The 24,373-nt window shown below is 59.4% G+C and carries 20 protein-coding genes; 9 read left to right on the top strand and 11 right to left on the bottom strand.

Annotation, left to right across the window (positions count from 1 at the left end; all coding sequences use genetic code 11):
- Window positions 1-33 precede the first annotated feature (33 nt).
- The 3 genes from QP828_RS04020 to QP828_RS04030 form a co-directional block, all read right to left on the bottom strand.
- Complete coding sequence (locus tag QP828_RS04020) at window positions 34-1,443, bottom strand: AI-2E family transporter (RefSeq protein WP_274732590.1); 1,410 nt, start codon at window positions 1,441-1,443, stop codon at window positions 34-36.
- A gap of 196 nt (window positions 1,444-1,639) precedes the next feature.
- Entirely contained in the window at window positions 1,640-2,953 is a 1,314-nt protein-coding gene (locus QP828_RS04025) for an MFS transporter (protein WP_274732588.1), read from the bottom strand.
- On the bottom strand, window positions 2,935-4,428 hold the full coding sequence (locus QP828_RS04030; RefSeq protein ID WP_375712900.1) for a CCA tRNA nucleotidyltransferase: 1,494 nt from the start codon (window positions 4,426-4,428) through the stop codon (window positions 2,935-2,937). The genes QP828_RS04025 and QP828_RS04030 overlap by 19 nt, the downstream gene beginning before the upstream one ends.
- A gap of 36 nt (window positions 4,429-4,464) precedes the next feature.
- Here QP828_RS04030 and QP828_RS04035 point away from each other — a divergent pair, with 36 nt between their 5' ends.
- The 7 genes from QP828_RS04035 to QP828_RS04065 all read left to right on the top strand — a co-directional run bounded on the left by QP828_RS04035 (window position 4,465) and on the right by QP828_RS04065 (window position 14,435).
- Complete coding sequence (locus QP828_RS04035) at window positions 4,465-5,004, top strand: NUDIX hydrolase (protein WP_081637277.1); 540 nt, start codon at window positions 4,465-4,467, stop codon at window positions 5,002-5,004.
- Complete coding sequence (locus QP828_RS04040) at window positions 5,001-7,541, top strand: DUF6049 family protein (protein ID WP_274732585.1); 2,541 nt, start codon at window positions 5,001-5,003, stop codon at window positions 7,539-7,541. The genes QP828_RS04035 and QP828_RS04040 overlap by 4 nt, the downstream gene beginning before the upstream one ends.
- Before the next feature lie 36 nt (window positions 7,542-7,577).
- Window positions 7,578-10,130 carry a protein kinase family protein gene (locus tag QP828_RS04045; RefSeq protein ID WP_274732583.1) on the top strand — a complete coding sequence of 851 codons (2,553 nt, stop codon included), beginning with the start codon at window positions 7,578-7,580 and terminating at the stop codon, window positions 10,128-10,130.
- A 124-nt stretch (window positions 10,131-10,254) separates the two neighbouring features.
- Window positions 10,255-11,229 (top strand): thioredoxin-disulfide reductase, encoded by a 975-nt coding sequence (gene trxB / locus QP828_RS04050; protein ID WP_274732582.1) that lies wholly within the window; start codon window positions 10,255-10,257, stop codon window positions 11,227-11,229.
- Window positions 11,230-11,387: 158 nt separating this feature from the next.
- Window positions 11,388-11,939 (top strand): YbbN family protein, encoded by a 552-nt coding sequence (locus tag QP828_RS04055; protein ID WP_274732581.1) that lies wholly within the window; start codon window positions 11,388-11,390, stop codon window positions 11,937-11,939.
- Window positions 11,940-12,104: 165 nt separating this feature from the next.
- Window positions 12,105-13,388 (top strand): aminotransferase-like domain-containing protein, encoded by a 1,284-nt coding sequence (locus tag QP828_RS04060; RefSeq protein ID WP_274732579.1) that lies wholly within the window; start codon window positions 12,105-12,107, stop codon window positions 13,386-13,388.
- Window positions 13,389-13,415: 27 nt separating this feature from the next.
- Complete coding sequence (locus QP828_RS04065) at window positions 13,416-14,435, top strand: D-alanine--D-alanine ligase family protein (protein ID WP_274736453.1); 1,020 nt, start codon at window positions 13,416-13,418, stop codon at window positions 14,433-14,435.
- A 283-nt stretch (window positions 14,436-14,718) separates the two neighbouring features.
- On the opposite strand, the gene QP828_RS04070 is transcribed toward QP828_RS04065, so the two are convergent.
- The 8 genes from QP828_RS04070 to rpmH form a co-directional block, all read right to left on the bottom strand.
- On the bottom strand, window positions 14,719-16,047 hold the full coding sequence (locus tag QP828_RS04070) for a ParB/RepB/Spo0J family partition protein (RefSeq protein ID WP_274732575.1): 1,329 nt from the start codon (window positions 16,045-16,047) through the stop codon (window positions 14,719-14,721).
- Window positions 16,048-16,059: 12 nt separating this feature from the next.
- A complete protein-coding gene (locus QP828_RS04075; RefSeq protein ID WP_274732573.1) occupies window positions 16,060-17,001 on the bottom strand; it encodes a ParA family protein in 942 nt (313 codons plus the stop codon).
- Between the two features lie 183 nt (window positions 17,002-17,184).
- Window positions 17,185-17,835 (bottom strand): 16S rRNA (guanine(527)-N(7))-methyltransferase RsmG, encoded by a 651-nt coding sequence (gene rsmG, locus QP828_RS04080; RefSeq protein ID WP_274755768.1) that lies wholly within the window; start codon window positions 17,833-17,835, stop codon window positions 17,185-17,187.
- A 9-nt stretch (window positions 17,836-17,844) separates the two neighbouring features.
- Window positions 17,845-18,345, bottom strand: a complete 501-nt coding sequence (locus QP828_RS04085) for a Jag family protein (RefSeq protein WP_274732568.1) — start codon at window positions 18,343-18,345, stop codon at window positions 17,845-17,847.
- A gap of 112 nt (window positions 18,346-18,457) precedes the next feature.
- Window positions 18,458-19,585 (bottom strand): membrane protein insertase YidC, encoded by a 1,128-nt coding sequence (gene yidC, locus QP828_RS04090; RefSeq protein WP_126135093.1) that lies wholly within the window; start codon window positions 19,583-19,585, stop codon window positions 18,458-18,460.
- Between the two features lie 11 nt (window positions 19,586-19,596).
- Window positions 19,597-20,007 (bottom strand): membrane protein insertion efficiency factor YidD, encoded by a 411-nt coding sequence (yidD, locus tag QP828_RS04095; RefSeq protein ID WP_407706697.1) that lies wholly within the window; start codon window positions 20,005-20,007, stop codon window positions 19,597-19,599.
- Window positions 19,971-20,345: a ribonuclease P protein component gene (rnpA, locus tag QP828_RS04100; protein WP_274736454.1), complete on the bottom strand. Its 375-nt coding sequence runs from the start codon at window positions 20,343-20,345 to the stop codon at window positions 19,971-19,973. Before rnpA ends, yidD begins: the two co-directional genes overlap by 37 nt.
- Window positions 20,346-20,486: a 50S ribosomal protein L34 gene (rpmH, locus tag QP828_RS04105; protein ID WP_039898524.1), complete on the bottom strand. Its 141-nt coding sequence runs from the start codon at window positions 20,484-20,486 to the stop codon at window positions 20,346-20,348.
- Between the two features lie 482 nt (window positions 20,487-20,968).
- Here rpmH and dnaA point away from each other — a divergent pair, with 482 nt between their 5' ends.
- Both dnaA and dnaN read left to right on the top strand, forming a co-directional pair.
- Window positions 20,969-22,612 carry a chromosomal replication initiator protein DnaA gene (dnaA, locus tag QP828_RS04110; RefSeq protein ID WP_274732561.1) on the top strand — a complete coding sequence of 548 codons (1,644 nt, stop codon included), beginning with the start codon at window positions 20,969-20,971 and terminating at the stop codon, window positions 22,610-22,612.
- Between the two features lie 620 nt (window positions 22,613-23,232).
- On the top strand, window positions 23,233-24,363 hold the full coding sequence (dnaN, locus tag QP828_RS04115; protein WP_274732559.1) for a DNA polymerase III subunit beta: 1,131 nt from the start codon (window positions 23,233-23,235) through the stop codon (window positions 24,361-24,363).
- The last annotated feature ends 10 nt before the right edge of the window (window positions 24,364-24,373 follow it).

A 24,373-nucleotide genomic window follows, 5' to 3' on the forward strand; every position in this document is an offset into this window, starting at 1 on the left:
TCACGCGCTCGTGGCTAACCCGCGTGATCCAAGCTACCCGCGGATCCCTTTCTTACGACGCCGCGAAATCTTCCGCAGGTCCCGCATCTTGGTTCGCACCTCGGAATCTCGCGAGGTGAAATCACGATAAATTTCCCGCACCGGTTCATCAAGATCGTAAACGCCGCGATCGGCGCGCGTTTCCGCATTCGATTCGGGCACGAGGAAAGCCTCCACCCAGCGCGAACGCGAAGAAGAATCCACGAAAATCGCCTTGATAAACAGGGTGAGCGGAACAGCAAGAATTGTTCCGAGCGGCCCGAGCACCACCGCCCAGAACAGCAGCGACAGGAAGGTGACGGTGGTGGACAAGCCCACCGCATCTCCCACGATCTTCGGCTGCAGCACGCCCTGGATCGTGACATTGAGGAAGGTGAAAATCACCAGAATCCACAGCGCGGTGGCCGGCCCGCTATCCACCAGGCCCATGAGCGCCGGCGGGATCACACCGAGGATGAAACCAATATTCGGGATGTAATTCGTAACAAAGGTCCACAGCGCCCAGGCCAGTGCCAGCGGAATCCCCAACCACATCATGACGAAATAATTGAGGGTGGAGACCAGCAACCCGAAGAGGGTGGCCACCAGCCAGTATTGGCGCACCCGCCCTTCGAAGGAGGCCAGGGCACGGTAGAGATCCGGATCGTGATCGCGCACGATCTGGGCGCGTGCCGGCACGGACAGCGTGTCGATCGTGATGAAGAAAATCGCGAGCGCCAGCACAAACATGAGGCTCCCCACGCTCATAAGCGCCCCGGACGCCTGGCTGAGCAGCGAAATAATCGTGTCCATATTGAGCACGTCACCCAGGCGCTGGCTGAGCTGATCGGTGCTGAGCCCCAGGCTTTCCAGCCAGGTCATGGTGTCCTGGAAGAGCTTGGTGAATTTATCTTCGTAGCTCATGAGGGTGCGTGGCAGCCCGGCCAGGGACCACGCCGTCAAACCCACCACCGCGAGGAGCACCACCACAATAATGGAGACGGTCAGCGTTCCGGACAGCCACCGCGGCACGCGGTGGCGCAGCAGCAGGCGGTGTACCGGGCGCACCGTCAGCACCAGGGTGAGGGCCAGGAACACCGGCCCCACAAAATCATGAATGAGGTAGAGGCCCACGCAGACGATGGTGAGGAGCGCCGCCGCGTGCAGCAGCTTCACCCCGAAATCCCCGCCGCTACTCGAATCCGCGCCGCGCCCGGCCTCCGAGTTCCCAGAGTCGCTTTGTTCACCGCCGCCGGAATTCTCCGCATCGCCTGCCCGTGCTAAGGCCGACGACGCCGCCCCTCCCGCGCTCTCCTCACCGCCACTATCGTTACCCGCCCGGGAGCCAGCAACCTGGGTGGGCAGGGTGTTAATAGCCTGGGCAATGCGATCACGTGGAATATCACCTGGTCGAGTGGCGGCCATAGGATCCTCCGTCCTGGTGGGAGTCCCGGTGGCGGATGCGCACCGGGTCATTTACTTCTTATCTTGCCAGTTTTCCACACCCCGCACGGAGGTCCCACGCCCCGCAGGAAAGTACCGCGCGGGCTGCGGTGGCGTCGTCGTACCGAAAATGCGGCGACCGGGGCGGAACCGCCGCGGTGCAGCCGAACCGCTCCGGCTAGAGCGCGACCGGTGCGGGCCGCCCGCCGCTGGAACGCACGAACAGCGCATAAGCTCCCGCCACGCACCAGACCATAACGATGAGGGCGAGCTGCACCTCGCGCGACCACCCCATGGTCGGCAATACAAGGATCGCCACCCCGGCCGCAATGCATTCGGAAATATTGAACAGGACATCGTAAATGGAGAAAGCGCGGCCGCGGAAAACATCGGCGGTATCGGATTGCACGATGGTATCGACGGCGATTTTGGCGCCCTGCACCCCGATCCCGAAAATAAACAGCCCGACCATCACCCAGGTCAGGTTCGTAGTCGCCGCGATAATCGCCTGCCCGGCGGTGCCGCCCACCAGGGCGCACACCACCCACCAGCTCGGGCTCATGCGTTCGTGGGCGAGGGGCGTGAGGATAATCGACATCCCGTGCCCCAGCACCATCATGCCGAGCAGCATCCCGAAATAGGCGATGCCGGCATCGGCATTGGCCGGGTCGGCGTAGAGATTACGGCCGGCCAGCACGATGGTGATGAACTGCATTCCGTAAACGAAACGGTGCAGGGACATGGTGGTAAGAGCCGCGGCCGGGGTGCGCCGGGCAATAAGATAGCGCAGCGCCGCCACCAGGTCACGCGCCGCCGCCACAAGTGCGGTGCCGAAAAAACCGCGCGGGCGGGTGTGCGGGCCCAGCTCATCGCGCCCCAGCAGACTCGCTACCCCCGATCCGCCCAGGTAGAGCACCAGTGCGCACACCAGCGCCCCCACTTTTTGCATCGCTTCCCCGGGTAGCGCCAAACGCAGGAAGAACGCCAGAATCGCGCCCAGCGCGGTAGAGGCACCCCCGAGGGTCGGCACCAGGGAATTCGCCACGAGGAGCCGCTCGCGTGATTCCACCACGTTCGGCAGCCCCGCGCTCATGCACGCCAGCAGAATCCGGTTGAGCCCGAGGGTGACGAGAGCCAGCACATAGGTGAGCCACACGATATTGGCCAGGGTGGTGACCACCAGCGCCACCGTGAGCCCAGCCCGGATCTGGTTGCCGTACACCAGGATCTGGCGGCGGCGCCACCGATCAATAAAAGGGCCGGTAAAAGGCCCGACCAGGGAGAAAGGCAACAGTAGCACCACGAGGGAGAGCGCCACCCCGTGCACATCCGCGCTCGCGGCCGGGTTGAAGAAGAAAAGCGAGGCCAGGCCGATTTGGAACATGCCGTCCCCGCATTGGGTGACGAGCCGAACCGAGAGCAATTTGAGAAATCCCCGCGAACGGGCCAGGGAGCGCAGATCGCCAACGAGTTTCACTGGGCGTCCCACCATTCCAGCAGGCGCTTTTCGGCTTCTTCCACACCCAGCGGGCCTTCGTCCAGGCGTAGGGAGAGCAGGTACTGGCGGGCTTTGCCCACCTGCGGGCCCGGCTGAAGGCCCAGCAGCTCCATAATGCGGGTACCGTCAATATCGGGGCGCACCGCCTCGAGTTCCTCGCGTTCACGCAGCTCAATAATGCGGCGTTCCAGTTCGTCATTCGCGGCGTACAGCCGCGCCACCCGGCGCCGGTTCTGGGAGGTGATATCGGCGCGGATGAGGCGCAGCAGGCGCGGGAGGAGCTCCCCGGCATCGCGCACAAAGCGCCGCACCGCGCTATCGGTCCAGTCATGTTCGCCAAATCCGAAAGCCCGCAGGTGCAGCTCGACGAGGCGCGCCACGCTTTTCGTCGTCGTTTTATCAAAACGCAGTTCACGCATGCGCGCACGGGTCATTTTCGCGCCCACCACATCGTGGTGGCGGAAAGTCACCGAGCCGTCACGTTCGAAACGGCGGGTGGCCGGCTTGCCAATATCGTGGAAAAGCGCGGCCAGGCGCAGGATGAGATCGGGACCGGGCACCTCCTCGTCTTCCAGGGCGATAGCGTTATCCACCACCTGGAGGGTGTGCTGGTACACGTCCTTGTGGCGGTGCTGGGCGTCCACGGTATCGGTCAGCGCGCCGATTTCGGGCAGCACGCGCTCGGCCACCCCGGTGTGCACAAGGAGCTCAATACCGCGGCGCGGGGCCGGAGCTGTCATGAGGCGCTCCACTTCGGCGCGGATGCGTTCCTGGGAGACAATCTCAAGGCGCTCGGCGTAATCTTCCATCGCCCGCATAACATCCGGAGCCACATCGAAACGCAGCTGCGCGGCGAAACGCGCGGCCCTCATGATCCGCAGCGGATCATCATCGAAGGACTGCGCGGCGGTCACGGGCGTGCGCAGCTGCCCGGCGAGGAGGTCATCCACCCCGCCGCACGGATCCACCAGTTCCAGGCTGGGCAGCCGCACCGCCATCGCATTGACGGTGAAATCGCGCCGGGTGAGGTCACCTTCGAGGTTGTCGCCGAAATCCACATCGGGTTTGCGCGAACCGATGGTGTACGTATCGGAGCGGTACGTTGTTACTTCGACGACGACGTCACCGCGCCGCGCCCCCACCGTGCCAAATTCACGCCCGATATCCCAGGTGGTTCCCCACTGGGCCAGCAGTTTTTCGGTGGTTTCCGGGCGCGCCGAGGTAGTCAAATCAAAGTCGTGAATGGGGGCACCGAGGAAAGCATCACGAACCGGGCCGCCCACGAGGGCCAATTCTTCGCCGTGATCTGAGAAGATAGAAGCTAGTTGCAAGATGTCGTCCGGGAGATTCGCCAGGGCGCGCTGGCCTGCCAGGAGCAGGAGAGCGCGGCGCTGGCCCGGAGGCATATCGTCCGTTGTTGGAGTCTTCGGAGTCTGTTGAGAAGTGGTCACCCTTAAAGGTTGCCACATCCGGGGGCTCTGACCGTTAGTTGTAGTGTTAGAGGTATGTCGAAGTCAGCACCGTTGCCCTCCAAGTTCGGGGGCCGTAGATCCTGGAGGCGCGCCGCTGCCGTGCACCAGGCCTCTGCGCGGCGCCATTCACTTCCGGTGGTGAACGAAACGAGTGCGGGGGGAATCGTGATCGGGGTGCGCGGCGGGAAGGCCTATGTGGCCGTTATCGCGCGGCGCAACCGCGGCGGGCGGCTGGAGTGGTGCCTCCCCAAGGGGCACCTGGAAGGTAATGAAACGCCCGAAGAAGCCGCCGTGCGGGAAATTGCGGAGGAAACCGGGATTACCGGGCGGGTGCTCATGCATTTAGCCACCATTGATTACTGGTTCTCCGGCACCAACCATCGCGTCCATAAAGTCGTCCACCACTTTTTATTGGAGGGGATCACCGGGCATATCACCGTTGATAACGACCCGGATCACGAAGCCGAAAAAGCCGAGTGGGTGCGCCTTGATCGGGTGGCTTCCCGGCTCGCCTACCCCAATGAACGCCGTATCGTGGCCTCGGCCCGCGCGATTCTCGCGGGGGAGGAATGATGTGGCGGGGTGCGATTGCCGGGGCTGTGGCTGTCTGGGTGCCGCTGAGCGCTTGGGTGCCGCTAGGCGCGCAAGCCCTGCCCGCGCAGGCTCTTCCCGCACGTCCAGCCGCCGCGCCCAGCGTGGACATCGTGGACGTGGGCGCCCCGGTTCTCGGTAAGGACGCCACCCTCACCCTCACCGCCACCGTGACGAATTCCACCACGGAAACCCGCCATCTCAATTCGGTCTCGCTCTATATCCAGCGCTATGTGCCCTCCTCGCGCAGCGCGGTGCTGAGCTTTATGCGCGCGGAACCCGCAGGCCTGGCCCTCTACGACACCCTCACCCCCGATGCTGATCTTGCACCCGGAACCTCCACCCGCGTCACCTTTTCTGTTCCGCGGGAGCGGATTCCCGCCGAGTGGGGACCGCGCGGGGTCCAGGTCAGTGCCGTGGTGGATGGGGAAACGGCAACAGACCGTAGTTTTATTGTCACCGCTCCCGGCGACGACGCCGCGCCTGCCCCCATCAGTGCAATTGTGCCGGTCACGCGCTCCCTGAGCGATGTGGGTAGCACCCCGGCCCTCGAGGAGCAGGTCTACACCAGCCTGACCGCACCCGCGCCCGGGGCCAGCCCGCAACCGCAGGCCACACCACCGGCACCCTCAGCTCCGGCCGGAACGGCCACTCCTTCGCCCACCGCACCTTCCGCCACCTCGGAAAGCATCGCCGTGCCGAGCCTCACCTCAACGTCCGACCCGGCTGCGAGCGCAGCGCCATCCGCGCCGGCGGCATCCCAGGGGGCGAGTGCCCCAGCTGCGCCGTCGGCCCCGGACACCGCACCCGCGGCTTCAGCACCATCTTCGTCTTCGGGTTCCGCGCCGGAGGCCGAGCGGCTACCCCATCGCTTGAGCACCCTGGAGTATTTTGCCCACCCTGGTGTAAGTGCCGCCGTCGATCCGCTTCTTATCGGGGGCGATCCGGAGCGGGCCGCGCTGCGCAATTTTGAATCTGCGGCCGGGACCAGCGTGTTCTTCGGTTTGGGCGCGGACGTGGATGCCGCGGCGCTCACCCATGCCGGGCGTGCGGATAAGCTCGCCCTGGCACGGCAAGACGCGGTGCAGGCGGCGCAGGCTTCCGGCTTCGCGGCGCGTTCGGATATTGCGGTGACAGCGCTGGGTGTGGACCGGGCCACCGCGCGGGCGCTGCGCGATGCGGGAGTCGCGGCGCTCATCACTACCGATGTGGATGCGACGCACGCCTCCTGGCTCAGCCCGAGCGGGCGGGTGAATATTCCGCTCGACGCGGAGGAAAATAAAACGTGTTCTTTGAGCGAAACTCGCGGTGCCGGCGCGGAAGGCGCGGGCGCTGCGGATGCGGATTCCGGAACCGCCACAAACGAAGCGGCGGATTCGGGTGAAATTGCAGCGGGTCCGGATGAAGCCGCGGCACTGCGTGCGGACGGCGTGCTCTCCGCCCTGGTGCAGGGATATCTGCCCAGCTCAGACGAGGCAAATGTACTAGCCTCCGGAGGTGGGGAAGGTTTGCCGGAAGCCACCGGGAGCCGCCTCTCCGCCATTGATGCCCGCCAAACGGCCCTCGCGCTCTCGGCAGCAACCTACCGGGAACTACCCGCCGCACCGCGCGCCCAAGTGGTGCTGGTGGACCGGCCGGAAAGCGGGGCGCTGGCGCGGGCCGGTTCTTTGCCGGATCGCGATATCGGGGCCGCGCTCGGGGCGCTCACAAGCGCGCCGTGGCTGGCGCCCACCGCGGCCGGTAATCTTCTCGAGAAACCGGCGGCCGGGTGCGCCCAGCTTCCCGAGGAGCGCGTGCTGCCCGGGGAGATTTCCGCGGCGCAATTGGCCCGGGGTGATGCGCACGTCACCACAATTTCCACCACGGCCTCTCTGACTCCGAGGCCCGCAGATATCACCGGACCCGTTACCCATCACGCCGCGCAACTGGCAGGGGTGGCGCTCCGCGATCACCACGAACAACGCGAGGAACTTGCCGCGCAGCTCAAGCAGCTGGCCGAGGAGATGTCCGGTGCCGTCACGGTCCAGCCCTCCTCCACAATCAATATCATTTCGGAAAGTGCGGATCTGCCCGTGCACGTGCATAATTCACTTCCCGTTCCCGTGGGCGCGGTGGTGGAATTGCGCGCCGAAGATTTCCGCATCGTGCCTTCCGATCCCGTTGCGGCAACGATTCCGCCCGCTGCCTCGGTGACGGTGGCGGTGCCGGTGCAGGCTTCCGGCTCGGGGAATGTCACGGTGACGGCCGCGGTGACCGATCCGGTGGGTACGCCGATCGGTGCGGTGCAGGATATTAATGTGCGGGTGCGCGCCGGGTGGGAAACCACGGGGACGTATATTATTGGCGCGCTGCTCGCGGTGCTCCTGCTCGGTGGGATCGCACGCAGTCTGCGCAGCGGGCGGCGTTCGGGCGGCGTCGATCCTGAAAAACATCTCCACAATTTACGTGAGGCTAGCGCGGCGGAAGAAGCCGGGCCGCGCGCCGTCGATAAACTGCGCGAGGAACACGAAATACCATAGGAGTAATGTGGCCGCGAGGCACGGCAAGGAGGAACTGTGAGCGCCATCGGAACCAGGGGCATGACTCTCGCCGGTCGCTACCGCCTGGAGAATTTGTACGAAGAGCAACTCGATATTGCGGGTACCGAGCAGTGGTACGCCGTGGATGATGCGCTTGGCACCGCGGTGCGGGTGCTGCTCATCGGGGATATTCCCACGCGCGCGGATGCGCTGGACGCGGCGCGGCGCACCGGGCTGCTTGACGACGCGCATATCGTGCGCACGCTTTCCGTCGGCGAAAATTTCGTGGTGAGTGAGATTCCGCTGGGCACCTCGCTCACCGGCTATGTGCACGGGGAAGGTTTCGCGCCCGAGCAAGCCAAGGCCGTGGTGTGTGAACTCGCCGCGATCCTCACTCAGGTATCCGGGCGCGGTATGCGGCATTTGCGCATCACGCCTTCGCGGGTGCGGGTGGGCGATGCCGGGGATGTGTACCTGGACGGCATCGGTATTGACGCTGCTCTGGCCGGTGCGCGCACGGATGAATACGATCCGGCCAGTCTCAATAACGCCGAGGCCGCTGACCTGGTGCTTTTCTTGGCGACTTTGCTCGAAGGCGCGCAGGCGGATGAGACCACGCTCGAGGCGCTGGCGCGCGATGATTCCCTCCCCGATGATATTCGCGAAGTGTTCCGGCGCACCCTTTCCCCCGAACGTCTGCTTTCCCCCGGGGAAGTACTGCGCAGCCTCGTCCCCTTCAATCGGCCCGACCTGCGTGAATTCCCCACTCCGGTACTCGTGGCGCCGCAGCTGCCCGGCGGCGGGGATTCCCGTTTCGGTTTCGATCCGCTGGGCGGGCATGTCCGCGGGGGCGCGATTGGCCGCGTCACCTTGGGCTCCAGTCACGTTTCCTTCGGCGCCGTTGATTCTGAGCACGACGACGCCGCAGCTGCCACCGGTGCGGAAGCCGAAGCACCTGACGTGGGCGCTGGGACCCTTGCTGAGTCCGGTACACATGCCGGCGAGCCATCCGAACCCGATGGGATTACCGCACCCGAGGAAATAACCCACGCGGGTGAGACCGCTCCTCATACCGCGACCACGCCCGCTACCGAAGCTGCACCTGATATCGAAGTTGCGGTTGCTACCGAAGTAGTGCCGGATAGCGAAACTGCTCCTGATGCCGCAGGTGTATCTGCCAGCACCGCGACTACCTCCGCTTCATCGGCTATTGGAAGCCAGGAATTGGACCCCGCCGGAGTTTCCGGAGCGAATTTCGAGGGTGCGGTTGATACAGAATTGGGTATTGCCGCAGCTCCTGACGTGGAGCTCCACCCCCGGTGGGTATCACCGGAAGAATTCCGCGGTGAAGAAAGTAAGGTAAACACTGCTTACCGCGACCGGAGCGAAACAGGGACTGAGGAAACTTCCGCGGCCCATATCGATAGCCACGGTGGTCAGGATGCCGCTGGCGGCGGCGTCGCTCAGGATGCCGCAACGCCGCGATTCCAACCGCATTTCCCCTCGCTACGCGAAGCGGAACGTGAACTGGAGGAATGCGAGCGTGAGGCGGCAGAAAATGAAGCTGCCGAACGCGCCGCGGCTGCGCGTGTTGCGGCAGAACGTAAGGAGACAGAACGCGAAGGGGCAGAACCTGCAAGTGCCGCCCCGGAACATGAAAGTGATACCGCACCCACGGTTGCTTTAAACAGTGTTCACAGTGCGACGAGTCCGCAGCGTCGTTCCATTATGAGCGGCACCGACGAGGAGCGAACCGGGTCGCCTCACGGGGGCGATGAATCCCCCCGTATTCACCCAGCTTCAGCGGCGGCACGCGCAAGCGCCGCTCCGGCAAAGGTAGCGGCCCGCACCCGCGGGGATCGTAAGCCCGCCACCCGGCCACCGGCTCCCTCGCGGCCGATTATTACCGATGAGGAAAACGGGCGCGCCCTCGGATCGCGCATTTTCGATTCTTCTAAGCTCATTGTGGTGGGCGCGATTGCGCTGGTTTTGGTGGCGTTGTACTTCGCGGTATCCACCTTCTTCCGGCCCACGGATGTTTCCACCCGGCCGCCGGTTATTTCTGCCCCGCCCACGGCTTCGGCCGATGCGCAAACTTCGGAAGGTCAGGGTGCCCAGCCGAGTGCGAGTGCCGCGCCCACGCCCAGCTCCACGGCACCGCAAATTGTTTCAGCGAATCTTCTCAACCCGCATAAGAGTGAGGCGGATGAAGACTACCCGCAGACCCTTCCGCTTGCTATCGATAAGAATCCGGCAACGGAATGGGCTAGCTGGGAATACCTGCGAAATCCAAAATTTGGCTTGCTCAAAGAGGGGATGGGGATTGAGCTGCGCCTGGCGAAGCCGTCCACTATCAAAGAAGTCACTTTGCAGTTGAGCGGCCAGGGTGGACATGTGCAGTGGCGTGATACCACAGCTGAGCAGCCCAGCGGCGGTACCGTGGTGACGGAGGGTACCATGAGCGCGAAAACAACACTCACGGCACCAACGCCGGTAAACAGTGATCACGTGGTGCTGTGGTTCACGGAGTTACCCAAGAACGCGGCGGGCCAGTTCAAGCTGCAGATTTCTGAAATTAGCGTGAAGTAAGCGGTGTTTACAACCGGCTGGGAATAGCTACACATTCCGGGACGTTGTACCCAATGTTGTGCCCGATGGGGAGCGGTGTGCTCGCACAACGCGGCACGCTCACTCACAAGAACACAGGAGAAACATGACCGAGAGCGATATTCGTGACGTCATCATTGTCGGATCCGGGCCGGCGGGCTGGACCACCGCGCTGTACACCGCGCGCGCCGGCCTCAAGCCGCTGGTGATCGGCGGTGCCATCGATGCCGGCGGCGCCCTTATGACCACCACCGAAGTGGAAAACTACCCGGGTTTCCCGGATGGAATCTTCGGGCCGGACCTTATGGCTAATATGCAGCAGCAGGCCGAAAAATTCGGTGCCGAAATGGAGTACGACGACGCTCTCTCCATGGACCTAAGCGGCGATATCAAGATCATCCGCACCGACGAATCAGAGTTCCGGGCACGCACGGTGATTTTGGCCCTCGGCTCAGCCTATAAAAAGCTCGGCTTGGACGGCGAAACTATGTTCGCCTCCCGCGGGGTTTCCTACTGCGCCACCTGCGATGGGTTCTTCTTCAAAGATCAGGAAATCGCCGTGGTGGGCGGCGGGGACAGCGCCGTAACGGATGCTCTCTTCCTCACTCGCTTCGCAACCAAGGTGCACGTTATCCACCGGCGCGATGAACTGCGCGCTTCGAAAATTATGGCGGATCGCCTGCTGGCCGATCCCAAGATCGTTATGCACTGGAATAGCGAAGTCACCGATATTCGCGGAGAAGATGGCGGATCCATGAACGCCATCACCCTCCACAACAACGTGACCGGGGAAGATTCCAATCTTGATGTAACTGGTCTTTTCGTCGCCATTGGTCACCTACCGCGTACGGAGGTCCTCGGTGGGCAGCTTAAGTTGGACGACGGCGGCTATATCCTCGTCAACCACCCCCATACCGAAACCTCGGTTCCTGGAGTTTTCGCTTGCGGGGATGTTGTGGATCGGTACTACCGCCAGGCTATTTCCGCAGCTGGCACCGGGTGCCGGGCGGCTCTCGATGCGGAACGCTATCTTGAAAATCTCGCGGCGCAGCACGCCGCCACGGATAATAGCGCAGAGTAATTCCAGGGAAGGTAGCCCCTGTAACTAAGCATGCGGTGTACGGCGGCGCTTCTCTTCATGTTCGAACCGGCGAGGCAGTTAAAAAGGCCCGCCTCGCTGGTTCTGCATTTAAAATAGTTGAGCTGGGGATCTGCCCACCCCGGTCAGAAGGAGGTGCCATGAACGCCTACCGGCATGATGTTCCTACTCTGCTGCTCTACACTGCCTCGTGGGTTCCCTATGATCGGCCGATGCGCGTCATTTTCGAGGAGACCGTCGTCGACCTCCATCGTTTAATTCCGGACGCAACTTTCGACGCCTGGTGCATCAACCTGGATGTTCTTACCGAACCACCGATTGGTCCGCGGCGCACAGCCGCCACCACTACCGATGCCGATATCCAGCACATCTTGCCGGGCGGTGCCCCGGAACATCGGCTAGATTTCACTGACCTATCCGAAGAAGTAACGTACGCGATCCAGCGAGCCTTGGGTTATGGCGGTATTACCCCCTCGGATCTTGCCTCACGGGACATGCAGCAGCATCCGTGGGAGGAAGTAGGCGCTTTCATTCCAAAGCTCGAGTGGCTGCCCACCCTGCTCCTCGTATACCAAGGGGAGGAGTATGCGCGGTTCGCGGGATTAGTTCCCAAACTCGACATCCGGGCTGAACTGCTAGCCCGCCTTTCAGAACTGCCGCCACCTTTCGGCCGTCGCTTACAACGTGAATAAATATGGAGCTGACACGGTCATTTCATTGCGGGTACGCTACTGCCCCATAAGAACTCAGCGCGTTCGGCTCCGCAATAAAGTGATGCGCAAAGCACACCTGCGAACATTGTTTTATCGCGGCCCCGAGCGTGGCACACTTAGTGTGTTAAAAGAGAAGGAGAACGTATGGGCGAGCAGCACGCCGGTCCCGGATTTACCAGACTTGATCCATGGTACAATGTTTACGCTGATCGAGCTTTAGGAATGAAGCAATCCGAGGTTCGTCAGCTTTTCGCCGTCGCAAATCGTCCCGAAGTAGTGTCTCTTGCTGGGGGTATGCCAAATATTAGCGGTCTCCCCTTAGACTTCCTCGCGGATATGACCGCACGGCTCATCCGTAATAATGGCGCTAAAATGCTACAGTACGGCGGTGGCCAAGGAACGGAAGAACTCCGCGAAATGATCGTGGAAGTCATGCGCCCCGAAGGTATTCGTGCTCATCCGGACGACATCAATATTACGACCGGCAGCCAACAGGCCCTTGATCTCGTTTCCCAGATTTTTATTAATCCGGGCGACGTGGTTATTGCTGAGGCTCCCTCCTACGTGGGAGCGTTGGGAACTTTCCGGGCGTACCAAGCTCACGTGGTGCACGTGCAGATGGATGCCAATGGCCTGATTCCCGAGCAGCTTGAAGAAACGATTAAGGATCTTGAAGCCGTTGGAAAGCCAATTAAGTTCCTCTACACCATCCCTAATTTCCACAACCCTGCCGGGGTGAGTCAATCCGAAGAACGCCGCCGGCGTATCGCTGATATTTGCGATAACCATCATGTTCTTATCGTCGAAGATAACCCTTATGGCCTGCTTGGTTTTGATGGTGATCCCATCCCTGCTATCCAAACGTTCAACCCGGATGGCGTGGTGTACTTGGGTTCCTTCTCCAAAACTTTCGCGCCGGGATTCCGCGTCGGCTGGGCATTGGCACCTGCTGCGCTGAGTGCACGTCTCACCCTCGCCGCTGAAAATGCGATCCTGTGCCCAACCACTTTTGGTCAGCTTGCCATCGCGGAATATCTGCGCACCTACGACTGGTATCAGCAGGTCAAGGAATATCGGGGTATGTACGCTGAGCGTGGTCAAGCTATGCAAGCAGCTCTTGAGAAATACATGCCCATGTGCACGTGGAATAAGCCTCGGGGTGGTTTCTACACCTGGGTGAAACTTCCTAACGGTCTCAATGCGCATGAGATGCTTCCTCGTGCGGTGAAGAACCTGGTCGCATATGTATCGGGAACCGCTTTCTTTGCTGATGGTCAAGGTTCGGATCATATGCGGTTGTCCTTCTGCTACCCAACCCCGGAACGTATTACGGAAGGCGTTCGGAGGCTCGGAGAAGTTATCGGCCAGGAAAATGACTTGGTTCAGATGTTCGGTGTGGATGATTCCTCGCCACGGGCAACGAAGTAATTCGATTGCTATCGATTCTCAAAGACGATGAGTAGAGTGAAGTCCGGAGGGAAAATGGACAATATTCTTACCGTTGCTATTCTTGCCGGTGGTCTTACACACGAACGCGATGTGTCGCTGAGTTCGGGGCGGCGGGTCGCAACACTGCTACGCGAAGCGGGTGCCCAGGTCAAGGTCCTCGATGTTGACGCGACCTTGCTCCAGCGTCTCAACTCCATGAATCCTACGGTGGTCTGGCCGTTGGTGCATGGTGCGACCGGAGAAGATGGCGCGCTTCAAGATCTGCTTTCTCTTAGCGGGTACCGTTTTGTAGGGTCGACGGCGAACGCCGCCCGCATTGCCTCTAATAAAACGGTTGCACAATCGCTTTTGCGCCATGCCGGACTTGCCGTTCCGTGGTCAGTGAGCTTCCCGGAGGCTCTTTTCCGAGAAGTCGGGGTGGCACCTATTCTTGAGCTTCTTGGGGAACGCTATGACTTCCCCTTGGTGGTGAAACCTAATTTGGGGGGCTCGGCCCTGGGGGTAACCATCGTTAATAAAGCTGGTGATCTTCCTCGTGCCATGGTTGATTGCTTTGCTTATGGGGAAGAGGCGCATGTCGAAACCTTTATTGCAGGAACTGAAGTTTCCGTTTCCGTTATTGACGGAGCTAACGGTCCTATCGCGCTCCCGCCGGTAGAAATTGAAACCGATGGACCCTATGATTACGATGCACGCTACTTCGCTGGGCGCGCTAAGTACTACGTACCTGCGCGCCTTTCCGAAGAAGAGAAAATCCGGGTTGCAGATGCTGCCCTCACAGCGCATACCACTCTTCGGCTTCGCGATGTTTCCCGTATTGACCTCATCATAAAAGATGGCATTCCGTACGTTATCGACGTGAATATCGCTCCGGGCATGACGGAAACATCGTTGCTTCCCCAAGCCGTTGAAGCATACGCGCGAGATACAGAGACAACTCCGGAATCTCTCTACCTGCAAATTTTGCACCGTGCCGCTGGGCGAGATCTTAGTGAACCGGAAGACCTTCCCGATATGGCAAAGTAGTAACAATAGTTATATTGGGGATATCCCCATGGCGCGGGCAATGTTTCACGTGAAACATTGCCCGCTTCCTTTAAAGCCGCCATTAGCGCTATTCCATAATCACAGCATCATCACCGATTTAAAGCCGGCATCGGATATGTTTCACGTGAAACATGAGGGAAGTACCGCCACGCACCAAGCACCACGACCCCGATCTAAGAAATGCCACGTTGCCAACATTCGAATATAAATCAGGGCAATGTTTCACATGAAACATTGCCCTGTAACAAGAAAGCTCAGCGGTTTATGCTTCGCTACTATCTTCATGAGGAAGATTGACGCCCTCCACATCCGGTGCCAGAACGCTCAAAATCCGATTGAGATCCTCGAGAGAACCAAAATCGATTCGCATAGTTCCCTTCGTGCGGCCCATATCGACTTTGACCCGCGTATTGAGGCGATCACCCAATTGGTTGGCCACGGAATTTAGCTCGTGTTCAAAGCGCCTGACCCGAGCTCGGCGCGGTGCCGCCGGCGTTGATTCATCACCGAGGGCGACAATCTCTTCCACAGCACGAACGGAAAGTCCTTCCGCAACGATCCGTTGGGCAAGGCGTTCCATAGCGCCAGCATCAGCGAGACCAAGAAGCGCACGCGCATGCCCTGAAGATAGCACGCCCGCCGCAACTCTCCGCTGTACTAAAGCGGGGAGCTTCAAAAGTCGCAAGGTATTAGTAATTTGCGGGCGTGACCGCGCAATCCTCTTCGCGAGCTCATCCTGAGTACATTGGAAGTCCTCTAGTAATTGCTGGTAAGCAGCAGCTTCTTCTAGCGGATTTAGATCTGCACGGTGTAAATTCTCCAGAAGAGCGTCCCGCAGCACATCTTCATCTGAGGTACGCCGAATAATAGCGGGAATATGGGTTAAGCCAGCCCGCTGGCTCGCACGCCAGCGGCGTTCACCCATAATGAGCTCGTACCTCGCATCTGGCTGCTCATCCAAAGGCTCACTCAGTGGCCGAATAACGATAGGCTGTAGAACGCCTACTTCCTTAATCGACTGTGCAAGTTCCTCTAAATCATCCTCGTCGAAATTGGTACGAGGCTGCGCATGATTGGGAACAATAATAGTTACATCAATCTCGCCGTAGGTCGCACCGGGAACCGCAACAAGGTCAGCATCCTCTGATGTTTCACGTGAAACATTGCCAGCCGCGCCACTATCACTCTTTGATTCTGATAGGACGCCATCAGTTTTGGAATTTTTACTGGCAGGTTTCTTCTTTGGCATATCAGCCGATTGTTTCGAAGCTACACGCCGAGAGCCGCCCGATGTTTCACGTGAAACATTCTCTCCTGCTGTACCATATCCAAGGTCTAAGGGACTGACCTCATCAGAGAGATCCTTCTGGTGCACATCCACCGCGGGCAAGGGATCTTCCTCCGAAGCGGACGGAATACCACCTTGACCGCTGCTGAAACTCTCCGAATCCTCATCCTTATGCGAACTCTCATCCTTCTTCTTCACAGTTCCGAAAAAGATGTCGATTGGGCTTTCAGTATTCTCTGCCTGTTCCGGTGGAATGAGGGCCCCGAGTCCACTACCTAAACCGCGCCGTTTACGAGTTGCCACGATGATTCCTAACTATGAGAGAGCTGAAAATTCTTTTGCTGCCGCAAGATAGGCGATGGCAGCGCGATTTCGAGGGTCATGGGTGAGAACACTTTTCCCGAAAGACGGCGCTTCCGCCGCCGCCACAGATCGGGGAATCTCCGTATGAAGCACCCGGTCACCGAAGTGTGAACGCACTTCTTCCGATACGTCTTTCGCAAGATTTGTGCGAGTATCTACCATGGTCACGATAAATGCCGAGATATGCAGCTTCTCGTTTCGTGATGAGCGCACATCCTCAACCGTTTGTACCAATTGAGCTACACCCTGGAGAGCATAGAACTCAGCCTGAATAGGAACCAGCACCTCATCAGCCGCGACCAACGCACTTACCGGTAACAACGCCATACTTGGGGGGCAGTCAATGAATACAAAGTCAAAGGCCTTACCCTGCTCCGCAAAACTATCCATAGTTTCCCGGATCGCCTCGCGCAAAATAGAGTACCGCCCAGGTACCTGGCCTAATTCAAAATCAACCGCGGCCAAGGTGATACTCGAGGGTGCCACGTAGAGATTCGGGATCTCTTCAAGTTCGATAAGAACATCCTCGAGCTTAGCTTCACCCTTGAATACTTCGTAAACGTCAGTACGTTCCTCTTGCGGGCTAATTCCCAAGCCGGTCGAAGCATTCCCCTGCGCGTCAGCATCAACAAGCAACACTCGCATACCGTTAAGAGCAAGGGCTGCCGCCATATTAACAGCGGTCGTGGTTTTACCAACGCCACCCTTTTGATTAGTCACCGCAACAACACGAGTATGCTCCGGCTTCTGGAATTTACTCGCTTTTACCTTCTTAAGGCGCTTGAAATCCTCGCGAAGTTCACGGGCGATCGGAGTGTCCCGATCCTGTGGTGCAGGGGCAGGTGCCGAACTCGGTGCAGCACGACGTCCAACTTTTTTCCGGGGATCACTCATAAATAACGCCCTCCTTACCTCAGAATATTCTAGCCGGTATCAAGCGCCCTCAGTGCCGTCGTCAGCTGGGTCACGGCCACCGCTCCCGCAATCTAAGCATCACTAATACCAACCGAACATATGTTCGTTTTTATGGGCCTCCGAAGCTCCTCAACCTATGACTCACGCCGAGGAACTACCCCGCTAGGATGCCTTTTTGGTTACCTCCACAACTCGGGTAGCCTCCGCAGTTCCGAAGGGAACCACCGCATGCACTGTCACCTCCACGGCGCCGTAACGCTGCAATTGCGCTGCAGCGTCGTCAATTTCTTGGGCGGCGCGCTCACCCTTGAGAGCGACCAAACGCCCTCCGGGTTTAACTAGCGGCATCGTCCACGGCAGTAGTTTCTTGAGAGCCGCCACCGCGCGGGCAGTCACAATATCCGCAGCGAAACGACCTTTGAGCTGTTCCGCACGGGCGGTGCGCACCTTGACATTTCGCAAGCCTAATTCGCCCACCACGTAGCGTAGCCATTCGGTGCGGCGCTCCATCGATTCAATCAGAGTCACGGTAACGTCCGGCCGCACAATCGCCAATACGATCCCCGGAAAACCAGCCCCGGAACCCACATCGCCCACCGTGGCATTCACGGGGATGAATTCCTCGATAGCTAACGAATTGAGAAGGTGACGGGACCATAAGCGACCCAGTTCGCGCGGACCCACCAGCCCGCGTACCTCGCCTTCCTCTTCAAGCAGACGCGCAAAATGAAGCAAGGTTCCCCATGTCGCCGTGCCGAAGTGTTCAGCACCGGCGGCAGGAGGAACCTCGATCATAGGATGTTCTTCCGCCATATATGCGTATTAATCCTCGTCCGCGGGCTTGATAACCACGTGACGCCCCGCGCCTACACCTTCAGAATCGGAAACAAGCCCGGCGGCAGCAGCAGCATCATGCACAACCTTGCGCTCGAAGGGATTCATGGGATCCAACTCGATTTCGTCGCCGGTTTCCTGTACCTCGCGGATAGCTTCGGCAGCGATTTCTTCAATCTTGGCGCGCCGCTCATCGCGGTAGCCCGCGATATCCAGCATGAGACGCGAGCGTTCCCCGGTCTTTTCCTGAACCGCAAGGCGGGTCAAATCCTGGAGCGCATTGAGGGTCGCACCGTGCCGGCCCACCAGGCGCCGCAGCCGCTCATCGGCTTCACCCCCGGTGACAATGGCAATCGTGGCACGATCTTCGTCAATCGAAATATCAATATCGCCGTCGAGATCAGCAATATCCAGCAGTTCTTCGAGGTAGTCAGCCGCAATATCGCCTTCGCGATCAAGCTTCTTAATATCCTCAGACGTTTCGCTCATTCTTTCTCCTGGTATCCGGGGGATCCCCTTCTGGGGCTGCCAAGATGTTGCGCAACCCGTCCGTTCCTTTTCTTTGACTAAGTTTAGCTTGTTCTACACCGGTAGCCGCATGTTACTTACCGCGGTTTTTCTTATTCTTCTTGGCGCGGGCGCGAGCCCGTTCAGCCTGCCGGCGTTCGTAGCGCTTCCGAGCACGTTCTTCATCCGTCAAACCATCTTTACCGACGGCGGGCTTATCGTCGTCGCCCTCATCTTCCGGCCGCGGCATATACGCATCGGGACTCAGCCCGGCTTTCTTCGCGCGTTCCTTGCTCATCGGCTGATAACGCTGGCCGCCCTTCTGCTCCTCAGCTTCCAGTTCGGCAATCTCTTCATCGGTGAGTCCCTTGCGCTTACGCTTTTCCAGAATGCGCTTTTCCCGCTCGATATAGGCCCGCGAACCGGGGGTGGGGTTGTGCCGAATGAACCAGCTCTGCTGGCACATATTCCAGAGGTTACCGGCGCACCAGTAGATAAGCACGCCCACCGGGAACACCGCACCGGAGAAGACATAAATCAGCGGCATACCGTAGAGCATCATGCGTTGCATGCGCAGAGCCGCGTTATTCGGATCCTTCTGTTCCGGCATATTCTTCGTCATGAGCTGACGCTGAGTCCAGAACATGCTGAGGATCATGATGACAACAAGAACGACGGCGACAATCCGCACCTGGGTGGCATTAGCAAATTGACCCGCGGTGGAAATGGTGGCGGACATAGGAGCACCGAAGAACGTGGTGTCCTCGAAGTCCTGCGCAACCGACTGCGTAATCGGCCCGATGGGGCCACGCTTGCCCGTCGCAATGGAGGGGAAGTTAATAAGCACCCGGTACAGGGAGAAAAGAATCGGCATCTGCACGAGCATCGGCCAGCACGACGCCATGGGGGAGGCCCCGTGTTTGCGGTAGAGCGCCTGCAGTTCTTCCTGCTGGCGCTGCATGGACACCTGGTCCCGCTTCCCCTTGTACTTCTTCTGCAGCTTCTGAATATCGGGTTGCAGCACCTGCATCGCCCGCGAAGCACGAATCTGCCGGTTATACAGCGGCAAGATGAGCAGACGAACCACAATGGTCAGGCCGACAATGGCGCATACCCACGCCGGCCCGGCGCCCTGGTTCATACCCAGGAGTACGAGTCCTTCGTGGATGCCGTACATCACCCACGAGACCGCCCACATAAACGGAGCGAGAATTGTATCCACTTAGTTTCTCCTCACGCTATTGGACGATCCTGGTTGGGACTGCCCGTAGCGTTGTTCTTATCGTCTAACGCGTCTTCTTTGGCGTAAAGCTCGAGAAGCTCATCTTGGTCCAATGGTTTCTTTGGCCACTGACCCGGTGGTGGCACTCGATCTACGCCGCCCTTCGTCAACGGGTTGCACCGTAGCAAGCGCCACACGGTTAAAAGTGTACCTTTGCCGGTCCCATGAATCTGTATGGCTTGTATCGCATAGGCCGAACAGCTCGGTGCGTAGCGGCACCGCGGGGGACGTGCGGCTGAGATGGTGCGTTGGTACCAGCGCACTGCCCGTACCAGCATACTTTCGTTGCGTTGCCCGTGCGGTTTCACGCTTGCCCCCGCCGCGCTCACGCTGTGCTCACCGCCCGAGAACGGTGCGCGCATGCCTTGGCGAGCGCACGATCCACATCCTCACCGAGTTGCGCGCTGCTGCTTCCCGCCGCGGCGGGAAAAGCGCGAACGACGACGAGATCGCCGTCGTCAAAAAAACTGAGGCGTGCATGCATAAGATGGCGCAGCTGCCGGTATACCCGATGCCGCACCACGGAATTACCCACGGCTTTGGATACGACAAAACCGACCCGCACAGGGTGAGGGCCGGTTAGGGTCGATTCCGACTGGGAGCCGAGGATGACTTGGACGCGCCGCGTAGAGCCGCGCGTTCCGGAAAAGGCCGAGTCGAAATCCGCCGAACTCCGCATGCGGTGAACGGCTGGAAGCATTTACTGAGCCGAAATCTTGGCGCGACCCTTGCGACGGCGAGCTGCCAGAACAGCGCGACCTGCGCGGGTCGACATGCGCTTGCGGAAACCGTGTACCTTAGCGCGACGGCGATTATTCGGCTGGAAAGTCCGCTTAACCACGGTGATCCCCTCCACTAGATATTGACGGGCTTATCCACAACCGGTGGCGGCCCTTCCTAACAAATACGCGCGGCTGAACCACGCATGGACTAGATGACTTTACGCGAGATCCAGGCGATGAGTCAAAGGGTTTTAGCGTGCGGTGACCGTTATCTCAAGGATGATCACTGTGAGAAAACACGTACCGAAGCAATTTTTTCGGACTATACACATCTGTGGAAAAGATTGAGGATAGGTTTTTAAGGCTCCACAGCGCGCAAGTGACCTGCGAATAACAGAGGTGTAATTTCCACAGGTGTGGAGAAGCCTGTGGATAACTTGTTAGCGTGTTGCGCGTCATTCACCTACGATAGGCAGACAGAGATAGGGCATGGCCTCACCAGATACCGTGAAACTTACAGTCGTGATCATCAACGGCGCTCGGATCACCTGGCTGCGAGGCTCGCCCCCTTTTTTCTTAGAAGAGTCCTCAGGAGGATGTCATGGCGGAGATGAACCCCGCGCGCGATGCTTGGCTTGCCGCCTTGGAATTGCTGCGTATGCAGGGCGACCTCTCCGATTCACAATCCGCTTTTGTGCGCATGGCCCATCCGCTCGCCACCGCCGAGGACATTTTCATGATCGTGGTGGGATCCGAATTCGTGAAGAATTGGATCGAAGAACACGTTGCTGATCTGATGACCGGGGCGCTTTCCAATATCCTTGGCCACAGCATCCGCTTGGTTATTTCCATTGATCCAAGCGTCAATGAATCCCCGCTCCCGGCTGCGGAACGCCGGGAGTCTCGCCCGGTGGAGACCGCCCCGGCGCCGCGCCGCGTGGAAACTCCCACCGCTCTTTCTCCGGATTCGGAATGGAATAAGTCCGCTACCTATCGGGATTTCACCCTGGAAGAACCGGGAACTTATCCCGATGTGCCCGCCGAACCGGTGGCCGCAGCTGCGCCGTCGGCCCGTACTACCCCGCACGTAAGCGCACCGGTCGAAAAAACTGAACCGACCTCGCTCGCAACTTTGGCGATGGCCTCCGGGGAAGAAAAGATCTACGGGAATTCCGCAGATCCTTCTTTTGCGGCGATCTCCACCGCCGCCGGTCTCAACCCGAAATACACGTTCGATAATTTTGTTATCGGGGATTCGAACCGTTTTCCTACCGCCACGTCGCTAGCGGTCTCCGAAGCGCCGGGAACCACCTATAACCCGCTGTTCCTCTATTCGGATTCCGGGATGGGGAAAACCCATCTCATGCACGCGATCGGGAATTACGCACTCTCGCTCTACCCGAATATTCACGTGCGCTATATCAGCGCCGAAGAGTTCACCAATGCTTTTATTAACGCGGTGCGTGACGGGCGGCAAAGCGAATTCAAGGATTCTTTCCGCAAGGTCGACATTCTTCTTATCGACGATATCCAATTCATTGGCGGGCGTGATACCACTGTGGAAGAGTTCTTCCACACCTTCAACGCCCTCACGAATTCCAATAAGCAGATTGTTATTACCTCCGATGTGGCCCCGAATCTGCTCAACGGCTTCGAAGAGCGGATGCTTTCGCGTTTTAACTCCGGGGTGGTGGCAAGTATTGACCGCCCGAATCTGGAAACCCGTATCGCCATTCTGGAAAAGAAAGCGCATGTGGACGGCATTAGCGTCCCGCGCGAGGTGCATGAATATATCGCCACGCATATGACCACGAATGTGCGCGAAATGGAAGGTGCGCTGCGGCGAGTCACCGCTTTCGCGGATCTATCCAAGCAACCGGTTTCACTCACGCTATCCGAGATGGTCCTCAAAGATCTCATTACCAATCCAGATTCGGTGGATATCAAACCGAGCCTCATCATGGCGCAAACGGCGAATTACTTCTCCATCACCATTGACGATCTCACCAGCGCGGATCGCTCCCGAATTCCTGTTACTGCGCGGCAAATCGCCATGTATCTGTGCCGGGAAATGACAGATCTTTCCCTCCCGAAGATCGGTTCACTTTTCGGCGGACGCGACCACACCACCGTCATGCACGCCTATCGGAAAATCGATAAGCAGATGGCCGAGCGGCAGACCACCTATAACCAGGTCTCCGAACTCTCCGTGCGTATTAAGCAGGCGGCCAGCCAGGCCGGGTAGCTTAGGCCGGATAGCTCAAGCCCGGTAACTCTATAAACCAGGCCGGGTAACTCTCTACATCGGTAACGCCAACCGCGGCGCACGCCGGGGGAGAATCTGTTTGCCTTGGCACCGGGGCCGGTGCGCGCGTGCGACACATTGAGTACGACGCCGCAGCCACCTGCCTCCATAGCCACCTCGTCTCACAAATCAGCCTGATATATATCCCTATTTCTTCGCTCACACACCAGGATCAAGGCTATCCACAGGGCTTGCGGATAAGCTGTGGATACCAGCTCAAATTAAGCGGATTGGCGGGATCTAGCGGTGGATAGCATTCGGGCTCAAGTGTCTCATCCCCCGAAAGCACCTCTTATCCACAATGCCGTCCACAGGCTCATCCACAAGCAGAAATCGCATGCGCACGCCGTTTCGAACACATTTCCACAGTGTCCACAGCACCTACTACTACCACTACCTATTAACACCCGCATGAACAACAACCGGTCGCCGAGGGCCTGTGCACCCGCCGCGATAAACTACACCGTTGTAATTACAAAGCCGCTAAATTCTTTTCCTTCCGGGCCTTCCCTCGCGTAAAGTAGCTCTAGAAGTTCTTGTCATTGGGAGGAAGGTTCGCTGTGAAATTGCGGATTGAACACGATGTCTTCGCGGACGCCGTCTCGTGGACGGCACGCACTATCCCCACCCGCCCTTCGCTGCCCATCCTTTCCGGGATCAAAATCGAAGCTAAAGACACCGGCGTCGTTGCACTCTCCTCGTATGATCCTGATATTTCCTCCTACGCTGAAATTACCGGTGATGTAGAAGAAGCCGGAACCATTTTGGTGCACGGGCGCCTGCTGGCCGAATATGCCCGCGCGCTCCCCAATAAGCCCATTGATCTCACGGTCGAAGGCACCAAACTTGATCTCCAATGCGGCTCCTCGCGCATGGTCATGACCTCGATGCCGCTGGAAGACTACCCGGCTGCCCCGCCCCTCGATGGAGTATCGGGCGTGGTAGACGGCGCGGCCTGGCAACATGCAGTTGCCCAGGCCGTTACCGCCGCCTCCACCGATGACACCCTCCCGCTCCTCGTCTCGGTCTGCATCGAAATCAACGGCGAAAATATTGCCCTCATGGCAACTGACCGCTACCGCCTGGCCATCGCCAACCTCACCTGGGAACCGGAAGATCCGCAGATTTCCGCGCGAATTCTGGTGCGGGCCAGCCGGCTTTCCGATATCGCCAAGTCTCTCGGTTCCGTCGGTAATGTGCGCATGACCCTCGATACCACCGGCCGCACCGGCCTCATTGGTTTCCGCGCTGCGGACCGCCAGAACGTGGCTCGCCTCATTGACGGGGATTATCCGCAGGTCCGGGCACTCTTCCCGGATACCGTCAACGGGTACGCGGTGATTGACCGCCTGATGCTGCTCGATGCCATTAAGCGCGCGCGGCTCGTCGTCGAAAAGAATAGTGCGGTGCGCCTGAGCTTTACCGAAGGTAGCGTGGTACTGGATGCCGGTCAAAATGATTCGGCGCAAACCAGCGAAGCCCTGCCGGCCACCCTCACCGGGGAAGATATTGCGATGGCTTTCAACCCGGCCTACCTGCAAGATGGCCTGACCGCGGTAGATACGCCTTTCGTGCGCCTCTCCTTCACCAGCCCCACGAAACCGGCCGTTATTACCGGCCAACCCGAAGAAAACGGCTCCGATACGGATGAGTTCCGCCTCCTCCTCATGCCGATTCGCACCTACTCCTAAGGCGCGGGTG

This window comes from Actinotignum sanguinis (assembly GCF_030230305.1).
Taxonomy (GTDB): domain Bacteria; phylum Actinomycetota; class Actinomycetes; order Actinomycetales; family Actinomycetaceae; genus Actinotignum; species Actinotignum sanguinis.